Here is an 18,888-nt window from a genome sequence, read left to right as displayed (position 1 = left end):
CCCCACGCGCAGCGACCTACTTCGTCAAATACACCGGCAGCCGGCGGTGCCCGTTCGAGACGAAGCTGCCGACCGGCGGCAACTCTGCCGGATCCACTGCCAACCTGAGATCCGGAAAACGCGCGAACAGGGCGGGCAGCGCGATCGCCGCTTCGAGCCGGGCCAGCGGGGCGCCGATGCAGTGGTGCGCACCGTGGCCGAAGGAGAGATGGTCCTTGTTGGTGCGGTGCACGTCGAACTGGTCGGCGGTCGGACCGTGCAGGTTCGGATCCCTACCGGCACCGGCGTAGGAGGCAAGAATGGCCGCCCCCTTCGGAATTCGGATATCGCCGACCTCGATGTCGTCGACGGCGTAGCGCAACGGCAGGTGCGCGACCGGCGCCTCGTAGCGCAGCGTCTCCTCCACCACCTCCGACCAGGGCACCCGGCCCTCGACCACATCGGCGCGTTGTTCAGGGTGGGTCAACAGCGCGAAGATCGCCTGGTCGAGCAGGTTGACGGTGGTCTCGTGGCCCGCGTTGATGACCAGCATCAAGGTATCGACGAGTTCCTTCTCGGCCAGCTGCGCGCCGTCCTCGTCCCGGGTGGCGATCAGCACGCTGGCGACGTCGTCACCGGGCGCTTCGGTGCGGTAGGCGACGAGTTCGCTGATCAGCCGGTACATCTCGAGATAGTTGGCTTGCGCCTGCTCGGGCGTGAACGAGGTATCGAAGAATCCGTCGACACACTTGTGGATGGCGGCGCCCAGATGTTCCGGCACACCCATCATCTCGGTGATCACCTGGATCGGCACCGGGTAGGCGAAACCCGCACGCAGGTCTACCGATTCGCCCGGCAGCGTGGCCGCCAGCGCGTTCAGCAGATTCTCGGTGATCGCCTCGATCCGCGGTCGCAGCGCCGTGGTGCGGCGGTGCGTGAAGGCGGGCGAGACCAGCTTGCGGAGTCGTCGATGGTCGGCACCGTAGGCGGTGAACATGTTGTCCACCGCGACCCAGGGCAGCAACGGCCAGGCTTCGGTGATCTCACCGTTGATGAACGCGGACCAGTGCTGCCGTGGGTCTTTGGACACGCGCGGGTCGGCAAGGAGGCTCTTGAGCACTGCGGCATCGGTGGCCGACCACGCGGGCACGCCGCCGGGTAACTCCACCAGGGCGACGGGCCCGCGCGCGCGGATGCGCGCGGACTCGCCTTGGATGTCGGCACCGGTCGTGTCCAGCACTATCGGTTGATGCTCCATCGGACGCTCCTTTTACACCATGTTCAACGGAGGGGACTTGGGGAAGACGACCGGCAATGCCGCGACCGCGCGGTGGAACGGCCCTGGCCGCCAGGTCAATTCGTCCACGCCCACGGCCAGTTCCATTTCGGGGAGTGCGTCGAGCAGCTGATCGATGGCGTCCTGCACGACCATGTAGGCGACGGACTTGGCCGGGCAGGCATGCGGCCCGGCGGCCCACGCCAGGTGCGAACGGTTTCCGGTGCGATCCCCGCCGCGGATCTCGGGATCGTTGTTGCAGCCCGCGAGGCTGATGAGCACCGGCTGATGTGCGGGCAGCCAGTTGTTGTCGATCAGGATCGGCTGGCGCGGGTAGGAGGTGCAGAAGTTCGCCATCGGCGGGTCGTTGAACAGGACCTCGTCGAGTGCGTCGCGGGTGGACATGCTGCCGCCGAGGACGTCGCCGCCGAACCGGTCGTCGGTGACCATCAGCAGCAGGGTGTTGATGATCAGGTTCTGCTGCGGTTCGATGCCCGCGCCGTAGAAGCTGATCAGCTGGCAGAGCATTTCGGTGTCGTCCAGGCCGGCCGGGTGGTGCGCTAGTCGGGAGGTGACGTCGTCGCCGGGGTCCGCGCGCCGCAGGCCGATCAGCTCCAGCAGGGCCTCGCTGAGCATCTGCATGCCCTGGGCGGCATTGACTGTGTCGAACAGCGCGGCCATGCCGGTGGCGACCCGCTGACCCAGTTCGGCCGAGCAGCCGACCATTTGGTTCAGCACCTCGAACACCAGCGGGAACGCGTACTGGGTCACCAGGTCGGCGGAGCCTTCTTCGCAGAAACTGTTGATCAGCGGGACGGCGATCTTCTCGACGGTGGAATGCAGGGCGTGCAGGTCGATTCCGTCGATGGCGGCGGTGTAGGCCTGCCGATAGCGCGCGTGTGCGGCTCCGCTGTTGCGCAAGGCGTTCGGGTACCACTCCATCATCGGCTTGACGGGTGAGTCGTCGGGGATGTGCTGCTGCCAGGTCCGCGGATCGGCCGGAAAGTGCTCGGGATCGTTGAGGATTCGCAGTGCCGCCTGGTAGCCGACCACCAGGGTGGCGGGCACGCCGGGGGCCAGCTCGATCGGCACCAGCGAGCCGTACTTCCGGCGCATGTCGGCGTAGGCGCGATGCGGATCGGCGGCGAACTCCGCGGTGTGCAGCCGCACGCGGGGGCCATCGGTATCGATCGGTGCGGCGTGCTGAACCGGGCAGACCCCGGGTGTGGCGGTATCGGAACCGGTGAAGGGTGGCGTGGTCAAAGACAGGACTCCAGACGATGTGAGCGCGGGCACGTGCCTCGGTCACGTGCATCAGGAAAGGTCGGAGGTGTATCGGGTGCCAACCGACCATAGGTGACCACGGTGACGAGATGCACGTCGAGGACCGGAACGCTCTGCGGCGACCGTAGATTCACCGGGCCCCCCTCACAGTCCCTGCAGGACACGTGATTACGGCGAGCGAATCCGGGCTGTCCTGGCAGCCGTCCGGAACATGACGGCGCACTCACGGTAGCAGCATTGCGACAAAGTCTCTCTCGATGTGGCAACACGCTACGGCGCGCAAATATGCTGGGCTATCAGGGAATAGACCGGCGTTGTCCGGTGTTTGCGCAGGGCTCCGGTTACCCGCGCAGGGCTGTCTCCGCCCACCGGGGGTTGCGGCCGGTGATGGCGACTGTCCGATCGATCAACGGGGCATTGTCGGATGTCTCGACGGCGGGACCCCACAGTTCGGGGACGGGAGCGTTCGGGATGAAGTCGGCGACGTGGTCGAAACAAGCCTGCAGTGTCGCTGTGGGCAGGGCGAAGGGGCGGCCGGTGGCCACGGCGAGATCCCAGCCGTGCACCACCATCTCGGTCAGCGCGATCTTGCCCCACAGCTGGTTCGGCAGTTCCAGTCCCGCCCTGAGTTCGGTGGCACCTTGCCAGGCCGCCGGGTCGTCCCACGCTCGGCCGAGAAGGCGGACCGAGTCGGCACCGGTGCGGCGGTGGTCGTCACCGCCATCCGGCGCGGCGGCTTCACCGGTGTCCTTCCGTGCGATGGCGGCGAACGCCTGCGCTACCTCGTCGATGTGGTCGATGAGTTGGGCGACGTTGTACTCGCTGCACGGGGTGGGGCGGGTGAGTTGATCATCGGAGGTGCCGAGCAGCAGCTCGATCATGGTGTCGCAGGCCGGCTTCAGGTCGATCATGATGGTCTCCTCTGGTCGCGCACGCGTCGTGCGCCTCTCTTGTCGAGACGGGGAAGCGGACCCGAATTCATCGGCGCGTGGAAATCATTACCTCGTAGGTAATCGCTTCTGGCCGGCGCAGTTTCGATACTTGACGGACTGAGATCGACTCGGTGCGGACCAGGAGGCTTACCGACATGCCCTACATCACCACCGACGACGATGTGCAGCTGTTCTACAAGGATTGGGGTTCGGGGGCACCGGTGGTGTTCACGCACAGCTGGTCGTTGAGTTCCGCGATGTGGCAGTACCAGATGATCCCGCTCGCCGAGCAGGGGTTGCGGTGCGTGGCATACGACCGGCGGGGACACGGGCGGTCCGATCAGCCTTGGGACGGATACGATTTCGACACCCTCGCCGATGACCTCGCGGCCGTGCTGGAACGGCTCGACCTGCACGGTGTCACCCTGGTCGGGCATTCCACCGGGACGCCGGAGATCGTGCGTTACCTGGCGCGGCACGGTTCCGAGCGGATCGCCAAGATCGTGCTCGTTTCTTCGGCGCTCCCATTGATGTTGAAGACGCCGGACAACCCGGACGGTTTCGAGGCCGCCGAGCTCGAGCAGATGCACGCGTTGTGGCCCATCGACTTTCCGCGGTGGGTGCGTGAGGTGTCCGAGCCGTTCTTCGGAGTGGGGCTGCCGGGCAACGAGATCTCCCGTGACCTGCTCGAATGGAGCGTGGCAGACACTCATTCGGTGTCGGTGCGCGCCATGATGAGCCTGGCGCACCCGGTGACCGAGACCGATCATCGCGACGATCTGCGGCGAATCGATGTGCCGGCGTTGGTGATCCATGGCGAAGCGGATGCGTTCAACCCGGTGGAGTTGTGTGGGCGGCAGACGGCGGCGCTCATTCCGGACAGTCGTTTGAAGGTGTACGACAACGGTCCGCACGGGCTGCACCTGACGCATCGCGAGCAGCTCACCGGCGATCTGCTCGAGTTCATCAAGCAGTAGTCACCCTGGTCAATTGACCTTGTAGAGCCAGGTATGGGGAGCGGCGAGTTCGCCGTTAGTGGACCAGCGGTAGGTGCGGGCGAGGCCGGTGCCGTCGTAACCGCGCAGGTAGTCGACCAGGTCGGCACGGCTCGTGCGACCGACGGCGATGCCTTTCAAGACGATTGTCGTCAGGTCGTAGGCTTCGGCGGAGCTCGGTCCTGGAGTGTGGCCGTTGAGAGCCTGGTAGTCACTGGCGAACTGGGCGACGACAGGGCCGCACGAGCAGGACAGAATCGCGCCTGCAGCCGAATCCCCCGCCTGGGCAACGAAATCCGGGGTGACCGTGCTTTCCGCGGAGACGAACGGGGCCGTAACACCTGTTCGCCTCAGCTGCTGGAGAAGCGCGGCCGCCTCTTCGGAGAAGCCGGAATAGAAGATCGCGTCCGGTTCAGCGGCGACGACATCGGCTGCCACCGTGGTGAAGTCACGGTCTCCCTGTGCGATCTCCGCGGCGCAGTTCGGCGAGGCCGCGGAACCGAGGCTGGATACGGCGCTGCCCGCCAGGCTTCTGCCGTAACCGTTCTTGTCCTGAATGACACAGATCTTGCGAAAGCGAGCCGTGTTGACCAGATACTTCGCCAGGGCGGTGCCTTGAGCATCGTCGGCGGCCAAACCACGGAAGAATGTGCGCCATCCGTTGGTGGATAGTGCGGGATCGGTGGCCGACGGGGTCAGGAACGGCAGGCCAGCTTTATCGAAAATCTGTCCAGCGGCCTGGGTTTCGGCGGAGAACACCGGGCCGATCAACGCGACGATCGACGGATCGTTCACGATTTGCGCGGCCACCCCCGCAGCCGCCTGCGTGCCGCCCGCGATATCGAATTCACGCAGTGTGACAGGACATCCCGGGTTCGCCTTCGTGAACTGATCGATGGCCAGCTTCGCCCCACCGTCAGCACTGCGACCCGCGCCCGTGTTCGGACCGGTGAAAACGGCTGTCGTGGCGATGGTTACGGGCACGCACCTGGCCTTGCGATCCCCGGCCGGAGTACTGGCGGCACCGGGCTTGCCGACTTCCGCACCCAGCGCATCGATCTGAGTCAGCGGCTCGACGCCTCGAGGTGCACCAGCGGTCCCGGGAGCAATGGCACCCGACCAACCGATCGTCTGCGTAGCACCAGGACCGGACGAGGCCGGACCATTCGAAGACGATCCCGCATTCGCCCAAAGGATCCCCGCCACAACCGCTGCCACGGTAACCACCGCCGTCCCCGCGAGCCCGGCATTGCGCGCGGTCCGACCGGGACGCCGTGCCAGATCAGTCCCGGACGCACCCTCCCCCACCCCAACCCGCCGCTCGCGCTGGTCCGCCGCCGGTGAGATGCGCTCACTGAACGCCGATCCCCGGCGGGTACCGGTTCGCTCCTGCTGCCGAGTCCGCTCGCCCTCAGCGAGACCTGAGGCAAGACCGCCCGACTGTTCTCGCTGGGTGAGCTCGCCCGGCGCCGCGCCTGTGCCCAAGTCGCTCGACTCGACCTGCCGCGTGCGCTCGCCAGGTGCCAGGCGTTGTGCGGATTCGCCGAATGCCGACTGCGCGGCTCGCTCAGTCGCGGCCGAACCTTCGGTGGAGGCACCCAACTCGACCTGCCGAGTCCGCATGCTCGGAGTGAGCGGTTCCGCTGATTCGCCCCGCCGCGCGTGCTCGCCCGGCACCGGTTCCTGCGTGCCCTCGCTCGGTTTCACGTGCCGCCCGCCCGGAGGTACCCACGGCTGCGGCACGGTAGGTGGTGCGTGGCCGGTCGACGGTCGGCTCTCCGGGCTGGGTTTCGTGCCGTCCACCCCGGTTGCGCCGGTCAACGCTCGGCGCGCTGCGGTGGCGAGTTCCGAACAGGAGTCGAATCGGTCTGCGGGTTGCTTGGCCAGGGCCTTTGTCAGTACCGCGTCCATGGCGGGCGGCACGCCAGGGTTGCGGGTTTGTATCGAGGGTGGGGGTTGGTGGAGGTGGCCGGCGATTATTGCGGCCGGGTTGTCGGCGGTGAAGGGTGCGGTGCCGGACAGCAGCCAGAAGAGGGTGCAGGCCAGGGCGTACTGGTCGGAGCGGTGGTCGACGGGCGTTGCGGACAACTGTTCGGGCGAGGCGTAGGCCAAGGTGGCCGCGAACATTCCGGTTCGGGTCAGCTGGTGTGCGTCGTCGCGGAGGCGGGCGATGCCGAAGTCTGTCAACAGGACTCGCTCGTCCTGGCCTGCGGTCGGGTGGGCCAGCAGGATGTTGGCCGGTTTCACGTCGCGGTGCAGGACACCGACTGCGTGCGCGTAGTCGAGGGCTTTGGCCGTCTCGGCGATGATGTCCACCGCCCGTTGCGGATCCACCGAGGGCGGGTCGAGGGCTCCGGCGTCGATGCCGTCGACGTATTGCATCGAGATCCACCGGATACCGTCGTCGACCCCGCGGTCGTACACCGCAACGATGTTCGGGTGATCCAATTGCGCGACCAACTCCGCCTCCCGTTCGAACCGGGCTCGCATCTCGTCATTGGTGTGCAGTTCCGTGCTGAGCAGCTTCAACGCGATCCGCCGAGGCAAACGCGGGTGCCGCGCCAGGTACACCGACCCCATCCCGCCGCGACCCAGCTGGCGCTCGATCACGTATCCGGCGAAAACCTCACCAGCGCGCAGCATCCCGTCCTCTCAGACGTCGAGTCACCGACCATATTCCGCTCGATCGATGCGCTGTCGAGCTGAATCGCGTACCTGCGCGGTCAGGGTGACCAGCCCGGTTCGACCGTGCCGGTCGTGCGGCCATCGTAACCTGCGCATTTGCCATGAAGAGTGGCCAGAATGCGCTGGCTCGAACGCACTGGAAGCGGTCGGTCATGCCACCCGGCACGGTGAGTTCCTGCTGCGACAGCGGAATTCCGTTGACCTGCGCCTGGCCCGTCGACCAGGCTCGACGCTGTGCACAGAAATACGGAACCGGTCAGGCTCGAGCCGCTGACGGAAGGCAACCTCACGTTGCTGCTCGACGCGGCGGTGGCCGATGCGGATCCGCTGGAAGTGATGCCGCCGGTGGACGGCGCGCCGGGCTGGAATGCGGCCCGCCGGGACGCATTTCTCGATTTTCATCGCGGGCGGGCGCTGCGGGCGGAACACCCCGTGGAGTACACGTACCTGATCGCGGTGGGTGACCGGATTGTGGGCGCCGCGCGGTTGCAGCCCGGCGAGGACGGACTCGAGGCGGGGGTGTGGATCGGCCGCTCGGATCGTGGGCGCGGGGTGGGCCGCGCCGTTGCCGAACAGCTACGGGCGGTCGCCGTGGAGATCGGCGCACACCAAGTCGTGGCCACCACCACCGTCGACAATTCGGCAGCGCGCAAGCTGCTCTGGTCGGCGACATCGACTGTCGACGGCGGCACAGTCACGGCGAAGCTGGCGCTCGACTGATGCGCGGAAATCCTGTGGCAGAGTGGGATTGATGGCCGGACTCGATTGGAATCACAACAGCTTCTACCACCGGTTTCTCGTGCGGCAGTTGCCGAAACCGTGCGCGCGAGTGCTGGATGTCGGTTGCGGAGCGGGCGCGTTCGCGGTCGAACTGGCGCGGCACGCCGACCAGGTGGCTGCCCTCGACCGGTCGCCGGTGATGATCGACGCCGCGAAGCAGGCGACGCCCGACAACGTGACCTGCCTCTTGGGTGACGTCCTCGAACACCCGCTGCCCGCGAACGCCTACGACGCGATCGTGTCGATCAGCACGCTGCACCATATGCCGCTCGACGAGGCATTGCCGGTGTTGGCCGCGGCGCTGCGACCCGGCGGGGTACTCGCGGTCATCACGCTGCCGCGCGCCGATCTCCCCCGGGAGCTCCCGGTCGAACTCTTGGCGGCGGTCGGTCAGCGGGTGTTCGCCATCGGCTTCGCTGTGCTCCGCACACTCGGTCGTGGCGACTGGTATGCGAAAGGACCGAACCACGGTGACATGCCGGTGGTGCTCGATCCGCCGCTGACAACTCGTCAGGTGCGGGAGCAGGCGGCCGCGCTGCTGCCCGGCGCACGAGTTCGGCGGCTCGTCTACTGGCGGTACGCACTGGTGTGGCACAAGCCGGACAACTAGAGCGGCTGTCCACTCGAGTCATCCACAGGGCGAATTGTGCTGTAGTGCAATCACTTCAAGCTATGCGCTGTTTCCGCCAACGCGGCGCGCAGCAGCTCGGCGTAAGCGTCGATATCCGGCAGAATTTCGGCATCGGCATGGAGCGACACCGTGACGGTCTCGCCGAGTCCGTGAACGCCGTGGGTCAGCCGCATGACCGCACCCACGGCGGGAAAACCACCGGTGAAACGAACCGGACCGCCGCCGAAGGTGAGGTCCGCCGGACCGCGGTGGAGGCTGGAGACCACGGTGTGACCGGCGATGGAGTCGGGCACCGCATCCAGCGGATAGCGGGCGATGTCGCGGCGGAGCAGCGGCGCGGGAACGACGGCGGTGACCTGATCCTGAGCTGTGAGCAGCGGGTGCTGTGCCCGTCGGCGACGATCGGCCAAGGTGGCAGCGATCTTGTCGGCGCGGCGACGCAGCTCGGGTTCATCGATGAACAGGTCGACACTGAGGCTGCGATAGTTGTTGCGCGCGTGCGATACATCGTCATCCAGCGCCATCGGCACCTGCGCGCCGAGCCGCTCGACCGGCGCGTCTTGCTCTTCCAGGTAGCGGGCGAGCGCGAGCGACACGGCGGTCAGCACGACAACCGTCACGGTCCGGCTCGGGGCCCGCAATGCCGTTGCGTCGCACACGATCATCCGCACCTGATGGGCCGCGTCCGTGGTCGGTCCGGCCCGGTTGATCAGGCTGGATGGGAAGTCGGGTCCAGGCGGTGGCAGCTCCCCGGTCGTGGTGAGCTCGGCGAGTTCCCGCTGCGCTCGAAACGCCCGATACCCACGAATTACCGTCCTGGCCAGGCGAATCGGCAGCTGGGGCAAGGCGAGCGCCACGGCAATCGGCGGCTGGCCGGCAATCCGTTCCTCGACCGACCGTGCCCACGTCACCGCTGCGGTAACATGGGCGGAGCGCACCGCCGTATCCCACGGGCCGGACCCAGACTTCACGCCGATCGCCTCTGTCACGTCGACGCCAGACAGCCGATTCGCTGGAGTCGCTCCCCCAACAGCTTTCGAAGCGGCGTCGTCGTCCTCGCTGAACAACGCCCGCGCAATCCGAGCAGCACGCCGACCATCGGCCAGCGCGTGCGACATCTGCAACACCACGACAAGCGCCGGCCCCGACTGACTCCCAGGCGCATCGGCGATGCCGCGAAACACATGCAACCGCCACGGCCGCACCGCGGCATCCACACCGGTCCCGACCACCGCACCGACCGCCGCCTCCACATGCGCCCAATCCGATTCCGCCAGCACATGTTCGACGAACTGATCGTCGGCGAACGCACACGGCACCCACGACGGATAGTCGAGATCCCCCGGCACGGCACGCGCCCGGACCCGCAGATCGGGGATGCGCGCGCTGCGCTCGGCCACGAGGGCACGCAATTCAGCGGACGGCCGCCCACTGTCCGCGAAGCAATACAGCAGGAACAAATCGTTGCGGGTGCGGCCCGACAGCCAATACATCGTCGCGTCCTGTGCCGCCATCGAGCTCACCCTCCGACAGTATCGAACCTGGCCAGCGCCCCCTGTCCCCGGCGCCGAACGGGACGTATCGACGCCAGATCATGACCCACGTCCCGCCGACCGCCCACCGCGAATGATCTTGATCTGCAAGTAGATCGGCGAAAATCTATCGATTACGGCCGGACTACCTGCTACCGTCTGTAGTAGAACGCATACCACTCTCCAGGGGCGGGGTGTCGACCATGACAACTCGAGTCGGTCGCAAGGTCAGCGCGCAGGCGAACTCCGCCGACGAGCGATATCAGGCCGCCAATTTCCTCAAGCGCTCGATCAACAAGGTCTTCCCGACGCACTGGTCGTTTCTGCTCGGCGAGATCGCGCTGTACAGCTTCATCATTCTGCTGCTGTCCGGTGTGTACCTGACTTTGTACTTCGACCCGTCGATGACCGAGGTCGTCTACAACGGGTCCTATCAGCCGTTACGCGGCGTGACCATGTCGCGGGCCTACGAGACGGCGTTGCACATCTCGTTCGAGGTGCGCGGCGGACTCTTCGTGCGGCAGGTACACCACTGGGCCGCACTGCTTTTCGCGGCGTCGATCATCGTGCACCTGTTCCGGGTGTTCTTCACCGGCGCGTTCCGCAAGCCGCGCGAGGCGAACTGGGTGATCGGGTCGCTGCTGCTGATCCTGGCCATGTTCGAGGGCTACTTCGGCTACTCGCTGCCCGACGATCTGCTGTCGGGCACCGGCCTGCGGGCAGCGTTCTCCTCCATCACCCTCGGCATGCCGATCATCGGCACCTGGCTGCACTGGCTGATGTTCGGCGGCGACTATCCGGGCACCATCATCATTCCGCGCCTGTTCATCGCGCATGTGCTGCTGTTCCCCGGCATCATGCTCGCGCTGATCGCGGCCCACATCGCGCTGGTCTGGTATCAGAAACACACCCAGTTCCCCGGCCCCGGCCGGACCGAGAAGAACGTGATCGGCGCGCGCATCGTGCCGGTGTTCTCGCTGGACCAGGGCGCGTTCTTCGCGTTCACCCTCGGCATCGTCGCGATCATGAGCGGCCTGTTGCAGATCAACCCGATCTGGAACATGGGTCCGTACAACCCCTCGCAGATCTCCGCGGGTTCGCAGCCGGACTTCTACATGATGTGGACCGACGGCATGATGCGCCTCATCCCGCCGTGGGAGCTGTATCTGGGCCGCTACACAGTGCCTGCCCCGGTGTGGGGCGCACTGATCATGGGCTTGGTGTTCACGGTGCTGATCGCCTATCCGTGGATCGAGAAACGGCTCACCGGCGACATCGTTCAGCACAACCTGCTGCAACGGCCGCGAGACGTGCCGGTGCGCACCGCGATCGGCGCGATGTCGATCGCGTTCTATGTCGTGCTCACGCTGTCCTGCGTGAACGACATCGTTGCCTACAAGTTCGACATCTCGTTGAACGCGACGACCTGGATCGGCCGGATCGGCATCCTGCTCGTGCCGCCGCTGGCCTACTTCGCGGCCTACCGGATCTGCCTGGGCCTGCAGCGCTCCGATCGAGAGGTGCTCGAACACGGCGTGGAGACCGGGGTGGTCAGACGACTGCCGCACGGCGAGTACATCGAGATCCACCAGCCGCTCGGTCCTGTGGACGAGCACGGCCACCCGATCCCGCTGCCGTACCAGGGCGCGCCGGTGCCGAAGAAGATGAGCAAGCTAGGTGCGGCGGGTAAGCCGGGCACCGGCAGCTTCTTCCGGCCCGATCCGTGGCAGGAGTCCGAGCGCAATCACGAGGCCGACCACGAGGAGGAGCGCAGGCAGCTGACGGTGCTCCGGAAATATCAGGAGCGCGGTAGCCGAAACGGGAACGGTTCGGACGGCGACGGCACTGCCGGATAGTGGAACGCCGATAGCTGACCGGCGCGCATTGTCTCTACATGCAAGTATTCGGACACCCGGAAACCGGTGTCCGAATATTGCGAAGACCCCGAGTCCGTGCCGACCCGGGGCCCATAGTGCCTGTTCAGACGACCTGCTGTTATCAGGCGCGACCGAACTCCCCCTGCGCCACTCCAGTTAGGAATGCATCCCACTGACCCGGGCCGAACGCAAGCACCGGGCCGAATCCGTTGTCCTTGGTGTCACGGACCGCGATTTTTCCGTCGACCAGAAAGGCGACTTCTACGCAGTTCCCATCAGGGCCGCTGTATGTGCTCTTGCGCCACACAGCATCCGTCAAATCAACCTCCACGGCACTAGCTCCTTTGCTGCGTCGAGAACGAGATTTCTTCTGACATCGTCCTAACTAGCACCGGCACCCGGCCAGGAACGCCGAATCCCCTGTGCGCCTGAATGAAAGCGCGCAACTACACGGTGCGTCGTTATCGCACGGTACGTCGGGGTGAATACACCCCGCGAGGTTGCCCCCGCGCGATAAACCCTAGCAGGTCTATCGAAAGTTTGCCCGCCTCTTGCTTATTAGGATATCGAAACTGCCAACCTTGCGAAGATGAAATGTTGCGGAAACATTGCCAGCGGCTACACACCATTCCCCTGATCGAGCATCCGCAAACTATAGGGGCTATGTAATTACTCCGTGATCCGTCATTGTTTCTTTCTTCGGACACTGGCACATCGACGCCATCGCCGGGGCAGTGCATGATGGAAGTCATGGTTGACCGCGATCGCGACGACGCAGGTCGCGCCCTCAACTCACGTCCGCGTGATCGATTGGGCCGCCCGCTTCCACCCGGCAGTGCCGGAGTTGCCCGAATTCCCGACGATCTGGACCTGCCGCCGCAGCAAACCCTGACCTTCGCTCAGCAACTGCTGGACGATGGTTTGGCATTCAACGCGCACGAGGTATTAGAGGCGGCGTGGAAGAACGGCCCGTTCGCCGAACGGATGCTGTGGCAGGCGCTGGCCCAGCTCGCTGTCGGTGTCACACACATCCAGCGTGGTAATGCGAAGGGCGCGCGCACACTGCTCACCCGCGCGATCACCCGGCTCACCGAGTTTCACCCGGCGGACGGCGCGGACGTGCCCTACGGCATCGATCGCGCGGGCCTGATCGCGCACGCGCAGGCACTGCTCGACGCCTTGGACGCGGGCACCCCGATCTCGCCGACGGAGCTGACGCCGCGCCTGTGCGGCTGATATCTACGATGGGCATCGTGTCCACGTCATCCCGTACCAGCCGGGCCCGTGCCTGAGCCGGGTGCGGGCCGGTACGCGCCGAGCCCCTCCGGGGACCTGCACGTCGGGAATCTGCGCACGGCCCTGCTCGCGTGGGCGTTCGCCCGCTCGACCGGCCGACGCTTCCTGATCCGGGTCGAGGATCTCGATCGCGTCCGCCCGGGCGCCGAGCAGCGCCAGCTCGACGATCTGGCCGCGATCGGGCTCGACTGGGATGGTCCCGTAGTCCGGCAGTCCGAGCGGTTGCCTTATTACCAAGCCGCCATCGACCGGCTCACCGCCGCCGGGCTCACCTACGAATGCTTCTGCACGCGAAGGGAAATCCAACAGGCGGCGACGGCACCGCATGGTCCGCTGGGCGCCTACCCCGGCACCTGCCGCACCCTGACCGAGCAGGCGCGCACCAAGTTTCGCGACGAAGGTCGCCCGGCCGCGCTGCGCTTACGCGCGGCGGCAACCGAATTCGAGATCGTCGACGACCTGCACGGGCACTATCGCGCCCCGGTGGACGACGTGGTGCTGCGGCGCGGAGACGGCCTTCCCGCCTACAACCTCGCGGTGGTGGTCGACGACGCCGCGCAGGGCATCGACCAGGTGGTGCGCGGCGACGATCTGTTGCCGTCCACGCCACGGCAGGCCTATCTCGCGACTCTGCTCGATCTGCCGGTGCCGCACTACGCCCACGTTCCACTGGTACTCAACACCGAAGGGCAACGCTTGGCCAAGCGCGACGGTGCGGTCACGCTGTCCGATCAACTCGCGCTCGGCAACACGCCCGACCAGGTAGTGGCCGCGATGGCCCGATCATTGGGCTACGCAGCAACGTCGTCGGCGGAGCTCCTCGACAGTTTCGACCCGGCACATCTGCCACGCGAACCGTGGATACTCGACGGGAATGGGTTGTTGCAACGCAGTCGATGTCCGTAACGTACGCATTCGTCCAACTACTGATCACTCGACGAGGACAAACAACTATGACAAGCGGTGGGTACGACCCCAACCAATATCCGCAGGGCGGGCAGCCGTATGGGCAGCCGTACCCGCAAGGCGGCCAGCAACCTCCGCAAGGCGGTCAGCAGTATCCGCAGGGCGGCCAACAGTTCCCCCAGGGCGGCCAGCAGTACGGCCAGCAGCCCCAGTACGGTCAGCAGCCGCCGCAGTACGGGCAGCAGCCCCAGTACGGCCAGGCGCCGCAGTACGGGCAGCAGCCGCAGGACGCCTACGGTCAGTACCCGCAGCAGCCGGGCGGTTTCAACAACTACGGCGGGCAGCCGGGTGAACTGCTGCCCCGGTTCGGTGCTCGTGTCATTGATGGCATCATCAGCGGCATCCCTGCGGGCATCGTGTACTGGCTGATCGCCTTCAGCATCGGCGGCATCGCCGGCACCATTCTCGCTACCGCGCTTGCCTACGTCCTGGTAACGGCCTACTACGTGCTGATGGAAACATCCCAGGGCGCGACCTTGGGCAAGAAGATCCTCGGTCTCAAGGTGCTTGCACCAGGTGGCGCGGCGAAGATCGACGTACAGACGTCGCTCAAGCGCAACCTGTTCGTTGCCTTCAACATCGTCTACTGCCTCGGCTCGCTTCTTTCGTTGGGTCTGGCGATCTACATCGCCGTCACCATCGAGCAGGACCAGAACAAGCAGGGCTGGCATGACAAGTTCGCCGGCGGAACCCAGGTCGTCAAGGCCTGAACTCCGTCGTACGAACCGACAGCTACGTCAGGGGCGCACCCGATTCGGGTGCGCCCCTGACGTTTCGTGCGCTCGGTGAGCAGGCCGCTGGCCGCGCCGCCTGCCACCCCGGCGCGGCACTTCGTCAGGCCGGTTCCCGCACATAGCCAGGGACCGCCGCGCAGGCGTCGACCGTTGAGATAGAGCTCTACTGGTCTGCATCAACAACGTCGATCTTCGATGTCGCCCAGCTTCATAGCTTTTCGCTATTTTGACTTCAAAGCTGTTGAATCGCTTGCTGTTCGGGAATCGACCAGGTAGCGTTTTGCGAAAGTTAGATCATGCTCGTCGCCCGAAGCTTGTACGATCTACTCACCCGGGGGGGCTCATTGCCTGGTTCATTGCTGTCACGGTGCTTTCATCCACTGCCGCAGCGAAGTCGGCACCAGCTCACGACAACAATGCGTTCGCCGATGATCAAGTCGTCCGCCACGGCCTCGCTTGTCCCGAGCGTGCGCGGCCCGAAATCCAATTCGACCTGATCAGCGAGACCGGTGGCAGCATCTCTGCCAACTATCCGCCGTCACAGCATCGTTGACACGCCACGCATCACCGACACGTTCGATGCTCGGTGTCGGATCCTGCCCGCCATAGCCCGGGCTCAGAAACCTCGGTATGGGGAGCTGCCACTCACCAAACCAGGAACTGCACTCCGGTGTAGTTAGCCGCAATACACAACTCATGATTGGAACAAGATGAAAATCCGTAAGCAGATCGCAGCCGCTGGAATCTTGCTCGCAGCGATGGCGGGTGCGGGCGCCGCGCTATCACCCGCCCTGGCTACTGCTGCGCCGAACAGCGCGGGGATCAACCAGAAAGCCCCGCAGTGGCGCGTCGGCGCGGGAGTGGGTAGCTACCTTTACCTGACACCAGCAGAGCAGCAGATGGTCGCTGCGGGTGGTGCCGCGGCTCTCGGCGCAACCATCTGCGGGGCTACCGTAGGGCTAGCATGCCCTGCGGTAGCAGGTGCACTCGCTGCTTCAGCGGCATGGATCAGCGCAAATGGAGGGGTGTGCCCCGGCGAGTTGGAGATCCGGCAAATCATCGGAAATCCCATGTTCAAATGCGTGTAGCTAGCAAGCTGTGCCAGTAGGACCGTCGCCACTGTTCGGCGCGAATCCGAACTAACGTGGTCAACCGCTGCGCAACCAGGGGGCATCCGAGATCGGGTGCCCCCTGTTCGTTCATACCGGCTACATGCCGCTGAATCCGGCTACGAACGCGACGACGAACCACAGGATGCCGAGCACGACGGAGCCGACGCCGATCCAGACGCCCGCGAGCGCCATACCGCGGCCTTCCTGCCCGGACTGCTTGACCTGGTTCAAGGCGATGGCGCCGAGAATGATGCCGATGATCGAGCCGAGGCCACAGGTGACGAACCCGGCCAGCGAGGAGATCAGCGCGCCGATCGCCATGCCGTTGGTGCCCTGCTGCGGCGGCATACCGTAGGGCTGGTAGGCGGGCTGGTAACCGTAGTTCGGCTGTTGACCGTAGGGCTGCTGCGGTTGGCCGTACGGTTGCTGCTGGTAGCCCGGGTACTGCTGTTGCGGCGGGGGCGTCATGGGCTGGGCGGGCTGTTGCGGGTATTGCGGCGTCGACGGGTACCCCGAGGGCTGGTCAGCGTTCGGGTGTTGCGGAACAGAGCTTGGAGCACCGGATTCCGGCGATACGCCTTGGCCGCCGTACTGCTTCCACCATTCGTCGGAATCGCCGGGATTCGTCATTGCTACAGGGTATTCCACAACCTGGTTGGATGATGCGGGTGAGTGAGCCGAATAAACCCGAAGCCCCGGAACCTGGGCACCCCGCGCCGACACATGCGGCATTCGCCCAGGTGGCGCGGGGGTACTACACACCGATCGTGGCGTTGTTCACGGCGACGCTGATCATCTCCAATATCTGCGCGACCAAGGGCGTGCAGTTCTTCACCGATCAGTCGGTCAAGATCGGACCGGTGGAGCTGCTGCCGATCAGCACCGACGGCGCCTTCTTCCTCTTCCCCCTCGCCTACATCCTCGGCGACGTGCTGAGCGAGATCTACGGCTTCCGATCCGCGCGCCGGGCCATCTACTACGGCTTCGCCGTCCTGCTGCTGACGGTGGTGTGCTTCAAGATCGCGATCGAGTTGCCGGCCGCGGGGTTCTACGAGAATCAGGACGCGTTCCGCTCCGTCATCGGCAGCACGCCACAGCTGGTGGCCGCCGGTCTGGCCGGCTACTTCGTCGGCGAGATGCTGAACTCCGCGACGCTGGTACTGATCAAGGAACGCACCAAGGAAAAGCACCTGTGGGCGCGACTGATCGGCTCCACTGTGGTCGGCGAGTTCGGTGACACGCTGATCTTCTGTTCGATCGCGGCCACCGCCATCGGCATCGACTCGTGGAGCCAGTTCGTGAACTACGTGATCGTCGGCTTCCTGTGGAAGACGCTCGCGGAGATCCTGGTGCTGCCGATCACCTATCGGGTGATCGCCTGGCTCAAGAAGAACGAGCCGACCTACGCACCCCGCAAAATACCCGCACTACAGAGCTGAAAGACGTTGGCGGCCACCGGACTGCACGCCGTGGAGTCCGGGGCCACCGGTCTACGGCGCCGGAACGCGACCCTTCCAGCGACCGAGCGTCTCGGCCTTGTGCTCGTCGAAGTAGCCGCCCTCGATGCTCTCGCGGATCCGGTCGACCAGCCGGATCGTGTAGCGCTCGTTGTGAATGGTGCACAGGGTGGCGGCCAGGATCTCCTTGGCCTTGAAGAGATGGTGCAGGTAGGCGCGGGTGTAGTTGGCGCAGGTATAGCAGTCGCACGTCTCGTCGATGGGCGTGAAGTCGCGCCGGAAACGACTGGTGTTGATGTTGAATCGGCCCTCGGCGACATAGATGGCGGCATTGCGCGCGACCCGCGACGGGTTCACGCAGTCGAAGGTGTCCGCGCCGTTCTCGACAGCGGTGAAGATGTCCTCGGGCTCGCTGATGCCGAGCATGTGCCTCGGCTTGTCCTCGGGCAGTTCGTCGCTGCACCAGCCGACGATGGTGCCGAGATTGTGCTTCTCCAACGCGCCGCCGATGCCGTAACCGTCGAAACCCGTTCCCGCACTGCCGCGCAATGATTCCAGGCCGCGACAAGCCTTGCGCCGCAGGTCTTCGTACTGCGCACCCTGGATCACGCCGAACAGCGCCTGGTACGGGCGATGGGTGCGCGCCGCGGTCAGTCGCTCGTGCTCGTCGAGGCAGCGCTGCGCCCACTCGTGTGTGCGCTGCAACGACTTCTCTTGATAACCACGGGTATTGAGCAGGGTGGTGAGCTCGTCGAAGGCGAACATGATGTCAGCGCCGAGCTGATGCTGGATGCCCATCGACACCTCGGGGGTGAACCGATGCTTCGAGCCGTCGAGGTGCGAGCGGAAGGTGACGCCGTCGTCATCGACCGTCGCCAGCCGCTCCTTGCCCTTCGCGATCACATCGTCGCTGCGGACATCCACCGCTTCCATCGCGAGCACCTTCTTGAAACCGACGCCCAGCGACATCACCTGGAAGCCGCCGCTGTCGGTGAAGGTGGGCCCCGGCCAGTTCATGAACTTGCCGAGCCCGCCCGCCTCGTCCACGATGTCGGACCCCGGCTGTAGATAGAGGTGGTAGGCGTTGGCCAGCAGAGCCTGCGCGCCGATCTCTTTCATCGTCTCCGGCAGCACCGCCTTCACCGTCGCCTTGGTGCCGACGGGGATGAACGCGGGGGTGGCGATATCGCCGTGCGGCGTGCTGATCACGCCCGATCGGCCGTGCCGCGCTTCCAGGCGCTTACGAACAGCGAACGAAAAAGATCCGGGTCCAACCACTCGGCCATCCTCCCAGGTCCGCGACTCGCCCCTCACCGAGGCGGTCGATAGCCGGTGAACCTAGCGTTCTCGAC

At 65.5% G+C, this 18,888-nt stretch carries 16 protein-coding genes; 8 read left to right on the top strand and 8 right to left on the bottom strand.

Annotation, left to right across the window (positions count from 1 at the left end; translation table 11 throughout):
• Nucleotides 1-16: 16 nt before the first annotated feature.
• The 3 genes from NN4_RS13085 to NN4_RS13075 form a co-directional block, all read right to left on the bottom strand.
• Entirely contained in the window at nucleotides 17-1,237 is a 1,221-nt protein-coding gene (locus NN4_RS13085; protein ID WP_147130195.1) for a cytochrome P450 family protein, read from the bottom strand.
• Between the two features lie 12 nt (nucleotides 1,238-1,249).
• Nucleotides 1,250-2,518, bottom strand: a complete 1,269-nt coding sequence (locus tag NN4_RS13080; RefSeq protein WP_147130194.1) for a cytochrome P450 — start codon at nucleotides 2,516-2,518, stop codon at nucleotides 1,250-1,252.
• A gap of 362 nt (nucleotides 2,519-2,880) precedes the next feature.
• Complete coding sequence (locus NN4_RS13075; RefSeq protein ID WP_147130193.1) at nucleotides 2,881-3,450, bottom strand: TIGR03086 family metal-binding protein; 570 nt, start codon at nucleotides 3,448-3,450, stop codon at nucleotides 2,881-2,883.
• A gap of 176 nt (nucleotides 3,451-3,626) precedes the next feature.
• On the opposite strand from NN4_RS13075, the gene NN4_RS13070 reads away from it, so the two are divergent.
• Complete coding sequence (locus NN4_RS13070; protein WP_147130192.1) at nucleotides 3,627-4,448, top strand: alpha/beta fold hydrolase; 822 nt, start codon at nucleotides 3,627-3,629, stop codon at nucleotides 4,446-4,448.
• Between the two features lie 9 nt (nucleotides 4,449-4,457).
• On the opposite strand, the gene NN4_RS46765 is transcribed toward NN4_RS13070, so the two are convergent.
• On the bottom strand, nucleotides 4,458-7,109 hold the full coding sequence (locus NN4_RS46765) for a protein kinase domain-containing protein (RefSeq protein WP_308633314.1): 2,652 nt from the start codon (nucleotides 7,107-7,109) through the stop codon (nucleotides 4,458-4,460).
• 276 nt (nucleotides 7,110-7,385) lie between these two features.
• Here NN4_RS46765 and NN4_RS13055 point away from each other — a divergent pair, with 276 nt between their 5' ends.
• Complete coding sequence (locus tag NN4_RS13055) at nucleotides 7,386-7,871, top strand: GNAT family N-acetyltransferase (protein ID WP_246180848.1); 486 nt, start codon at nucleotides 7,386-7,388, stop codon at nucleotides 7,869-7,871.
• 31 nt (nucleotides 7,872-7,902) lie between these two features.
• A complete protein-coding gene (locus tag NN4_RS13050; RefSeq protein WP_147130191.1) occupies nucleotides 7,903-8,541 on the top strand; it encodes a class I SAM-dependent methyltransferase in 639 nt (212 codons plus the stop codon).
• 50 nt (nucleotides 8,542-8,591) lie between these two features.
• On the opposite strand, the gene NN4_RS13045 is transcribed toward NN4_RS13050, so the two are convergent.
• Complete coding sequence (locus tag NN4_RS13045; protein WP_246180857.1) at nucleotides 8,592-10,076, bottom strand: wax ester/triacylglycerol synthase domain-containing protein; 1,485 nt, start codon at nucleotides 10,074-10,076, stop codon at nucleotides 8,592-8,594.
• Nucleotides 10,077-10,297: 221 nt separating this feature from the next.
• Between NN4_RS13045 and qcrB the strand changes: the two genes are divergently transcribed.
• The gene (qcrB, locus tag NN4_RS13040; RefSeq protein WP_147130189.1) at nucleotides 10,298-11,950 is read left to right on the top strand and encodes a cytochrome bc1 complex cytochrome b subunit; all 1,653 of its coding nucleotides are present in this window, start codon (nucleotides 10,298-10,300) and stop codon (nucleotides 11,948-11,950) included.
• Nucleotides 11,951-12,092: 142 nt separating this feature from the next.
• Here qcrB and NN4_RS13035 read toward each other — a convergent pair whose 3' ends face one another.
• A complete protein-coding gene (locus tag NN4_RS13035; RefSeq protein WP_107653681.1) occupies nucleotides 12,093-12,302 on the bottom strand; it encodes a DUF397 domain-containing protein in 210 nt (69 codons plus the stop codon).
• Between the two features lie 419 nt (nucleotides 12,303-12,721).
• On the opposite strand from NN4_RS13035, the gene NN4_RS13030 reads away from it, so the two are divergent.
• From NN4_RS13030 to NN4_RS13020, 3 genes are read left to right on the top strand one after another with little or no spacing between them, the layout of a single operon-like run.
• Entirely contained in the window at nucleotides 12,722-13,207 is a 486-nt protein-coding gene (locus NN4_RS13030) for a DUF309 domain-containing protein (RefSeq protein ID WP_147130188.1), read from the top strand.
• Between the two features lie 48 nt (nucleotides 13,208-13,255).
• On the top strand, nucleotides 13,256-14,173 hold the full coding sequence (gene gluQRS / locus NN4_RS13025) for a tRNA glutamyl-Q(34) synthetase GluQRS (RefSeq protein ID WP_147130187.1): 918 nt from the start codon (nucleotides 13,256-13,258) through the stop codon (nucleotides 14,171-14,173).
• Nucleotides 14,174-14,220: 47 nt separating this feature from the next.
• Nucleotides 14,221-14,943 carry an RDD family protein gene (locus NN4_RS13020; protein ID WP_147130186.1) on the top strand — a complete coding sequence of 241 codons (723 nt, stop codon included), beginning with the start codon at nucleotides 14,221-14,223 and terminating at the stop codon, nucleotides 14,941-14,943.
• Between the two features lie 1,232 nt (nucleotides 14,944-16,175).
• On the opposite strand, the gene NN4_RS13015 is transcribed toward NN4_RS13020, so the two are convergent.
• Nucleotides 16,176-16,709, bottom strand: coding sequence for a DUF4190 domain-containing protein (locus tag NN4_RS13015; protein WP_147130185.1), 534 nt, complete (start codon nucleotides 16,707-16,709; stop codon nucleotides 16,176-16,178).
• 32 nt (nucleotides 16,710-16,741) lie between these two features.
• Here NN4_RS13015 and NN4_RS13010 point away from each other — a divergent pair, with 32 nt between their 5' ends.
• Nucleotides 16,742-17,518, top strand: a complete 777-nt coding sequence (locus tag NN4_RS13010) for a queuosine precursor transporter (RefSeq protein WP_147130397.1) — start codon at nucleotides 16,742-16,744, stop codon at nucleotides 17,516-17,518.
• Between the two features lie 51 nt (nucleotides 17,519-17,569).
• Here NN4_RS13010 and tgt read toward each other — a convergent pair whose 3' ends face one another.
• Complete coding sequence (gene tgt / locus NN4_RS13005; RefSeq protein ID WP_147130184.1) at nucleotides 17,570-18,814, bottom strand: tRNA guanosine(34) transglycosylase Tgt; 1,245 nt, start codon at nucleotides 18,812-18,814, stop codon at nucleotides 17,570-17,572.
• Between the last annotated feature and the right edge of the window lie 74 nt (nucleotides 18,815-18,888).

The sequence above is a fragment of the Nocardia ninae NBRC 108245 genome (assembly GCF_007990755.1).
Lineage (GTDB): Bacteria > Actinomycetota > Actinomycetes > Mycobacteriales > Mycobacteriaceae > Nocardia > Nocardia ninae.
This window is presented reverse-complemented; position numbering and strand designations above follow the sequence as displayed.

Coding starts and splice junctions, on each gene's coding strand:
- NN4_RS13085 (WP_147130195.1), bottom strand. CDS start 1,237: ATGGAGCATCAACCGATAGTGCTGGACACGACCGGTGCCGACATCCAA.
- NN4_RS13075 (WP_147130193.1), bottom strand. CDS start 3,450: ATGATCGACCTGAAGCCGGCCTGCGACACCATGATCGAGCTGCTGCTC.
- NN4_RS13070 (WP_147130192.1), top strand. CDS start 3,627: ATGCCCTACATCACCACCGACGACGATGTGCAGCTGTTCTACAAGGAT.
- NN4_RS46765 (WP_308633314.1), bottom strand. CDS start 7,109: ATGCTGCGCGCTGGTGAGGTTTTCGCCGGATACGTGATCGAGCGCCAG.
- NN4_RS13050 (WP_147130191.1), top strand. CDS start 7,903: ATGGCCGGACTCGATTGGAATCACAACAGCTTCTACCACCGGTTTCTC.
- NN4_RS13045 (WP_246180857.1), bottom strand. CDS start 10,076: ATGGCGGCACAGGACGCGACGATGTATTGGCTGTCGGGCCGCACCCGC.
- qcrB (WP_147130189.1), top strand. CDS start 10,298: ATGACAACTCGAGTCGGTCGCAAGGTCAGCGCGCAGGCGAACTCCGCC.
- NN4_RS13030 (WP_147130188.1), top strand. CDS start 12,722: ATGGTTGACCGCGATCGCGACGACGCAGGTCGCGCCCTCAACTCACGT.
- NN4_RS13020 (WP_147130186.1), top strand. CDS start 14,221: ATGACAAGCGGTGGGTACGACCCCAACCAATATCCGCAGGGCGGGCAG.
- NN4_RS13015 (WP_147130185.1), bottom strand. CDS start 16,709: ATGACGAATCCCGGCGATTCCGACGAATGGTGGAAGCAGTACGGCGGC.
- NN4_RS13010 (WP_147130397.1), top strand. CDS start 16,742: ATGCGGGTGAGTGAGCCGAATAAACCCGAAGCCCCGGAACCTGGGCAC.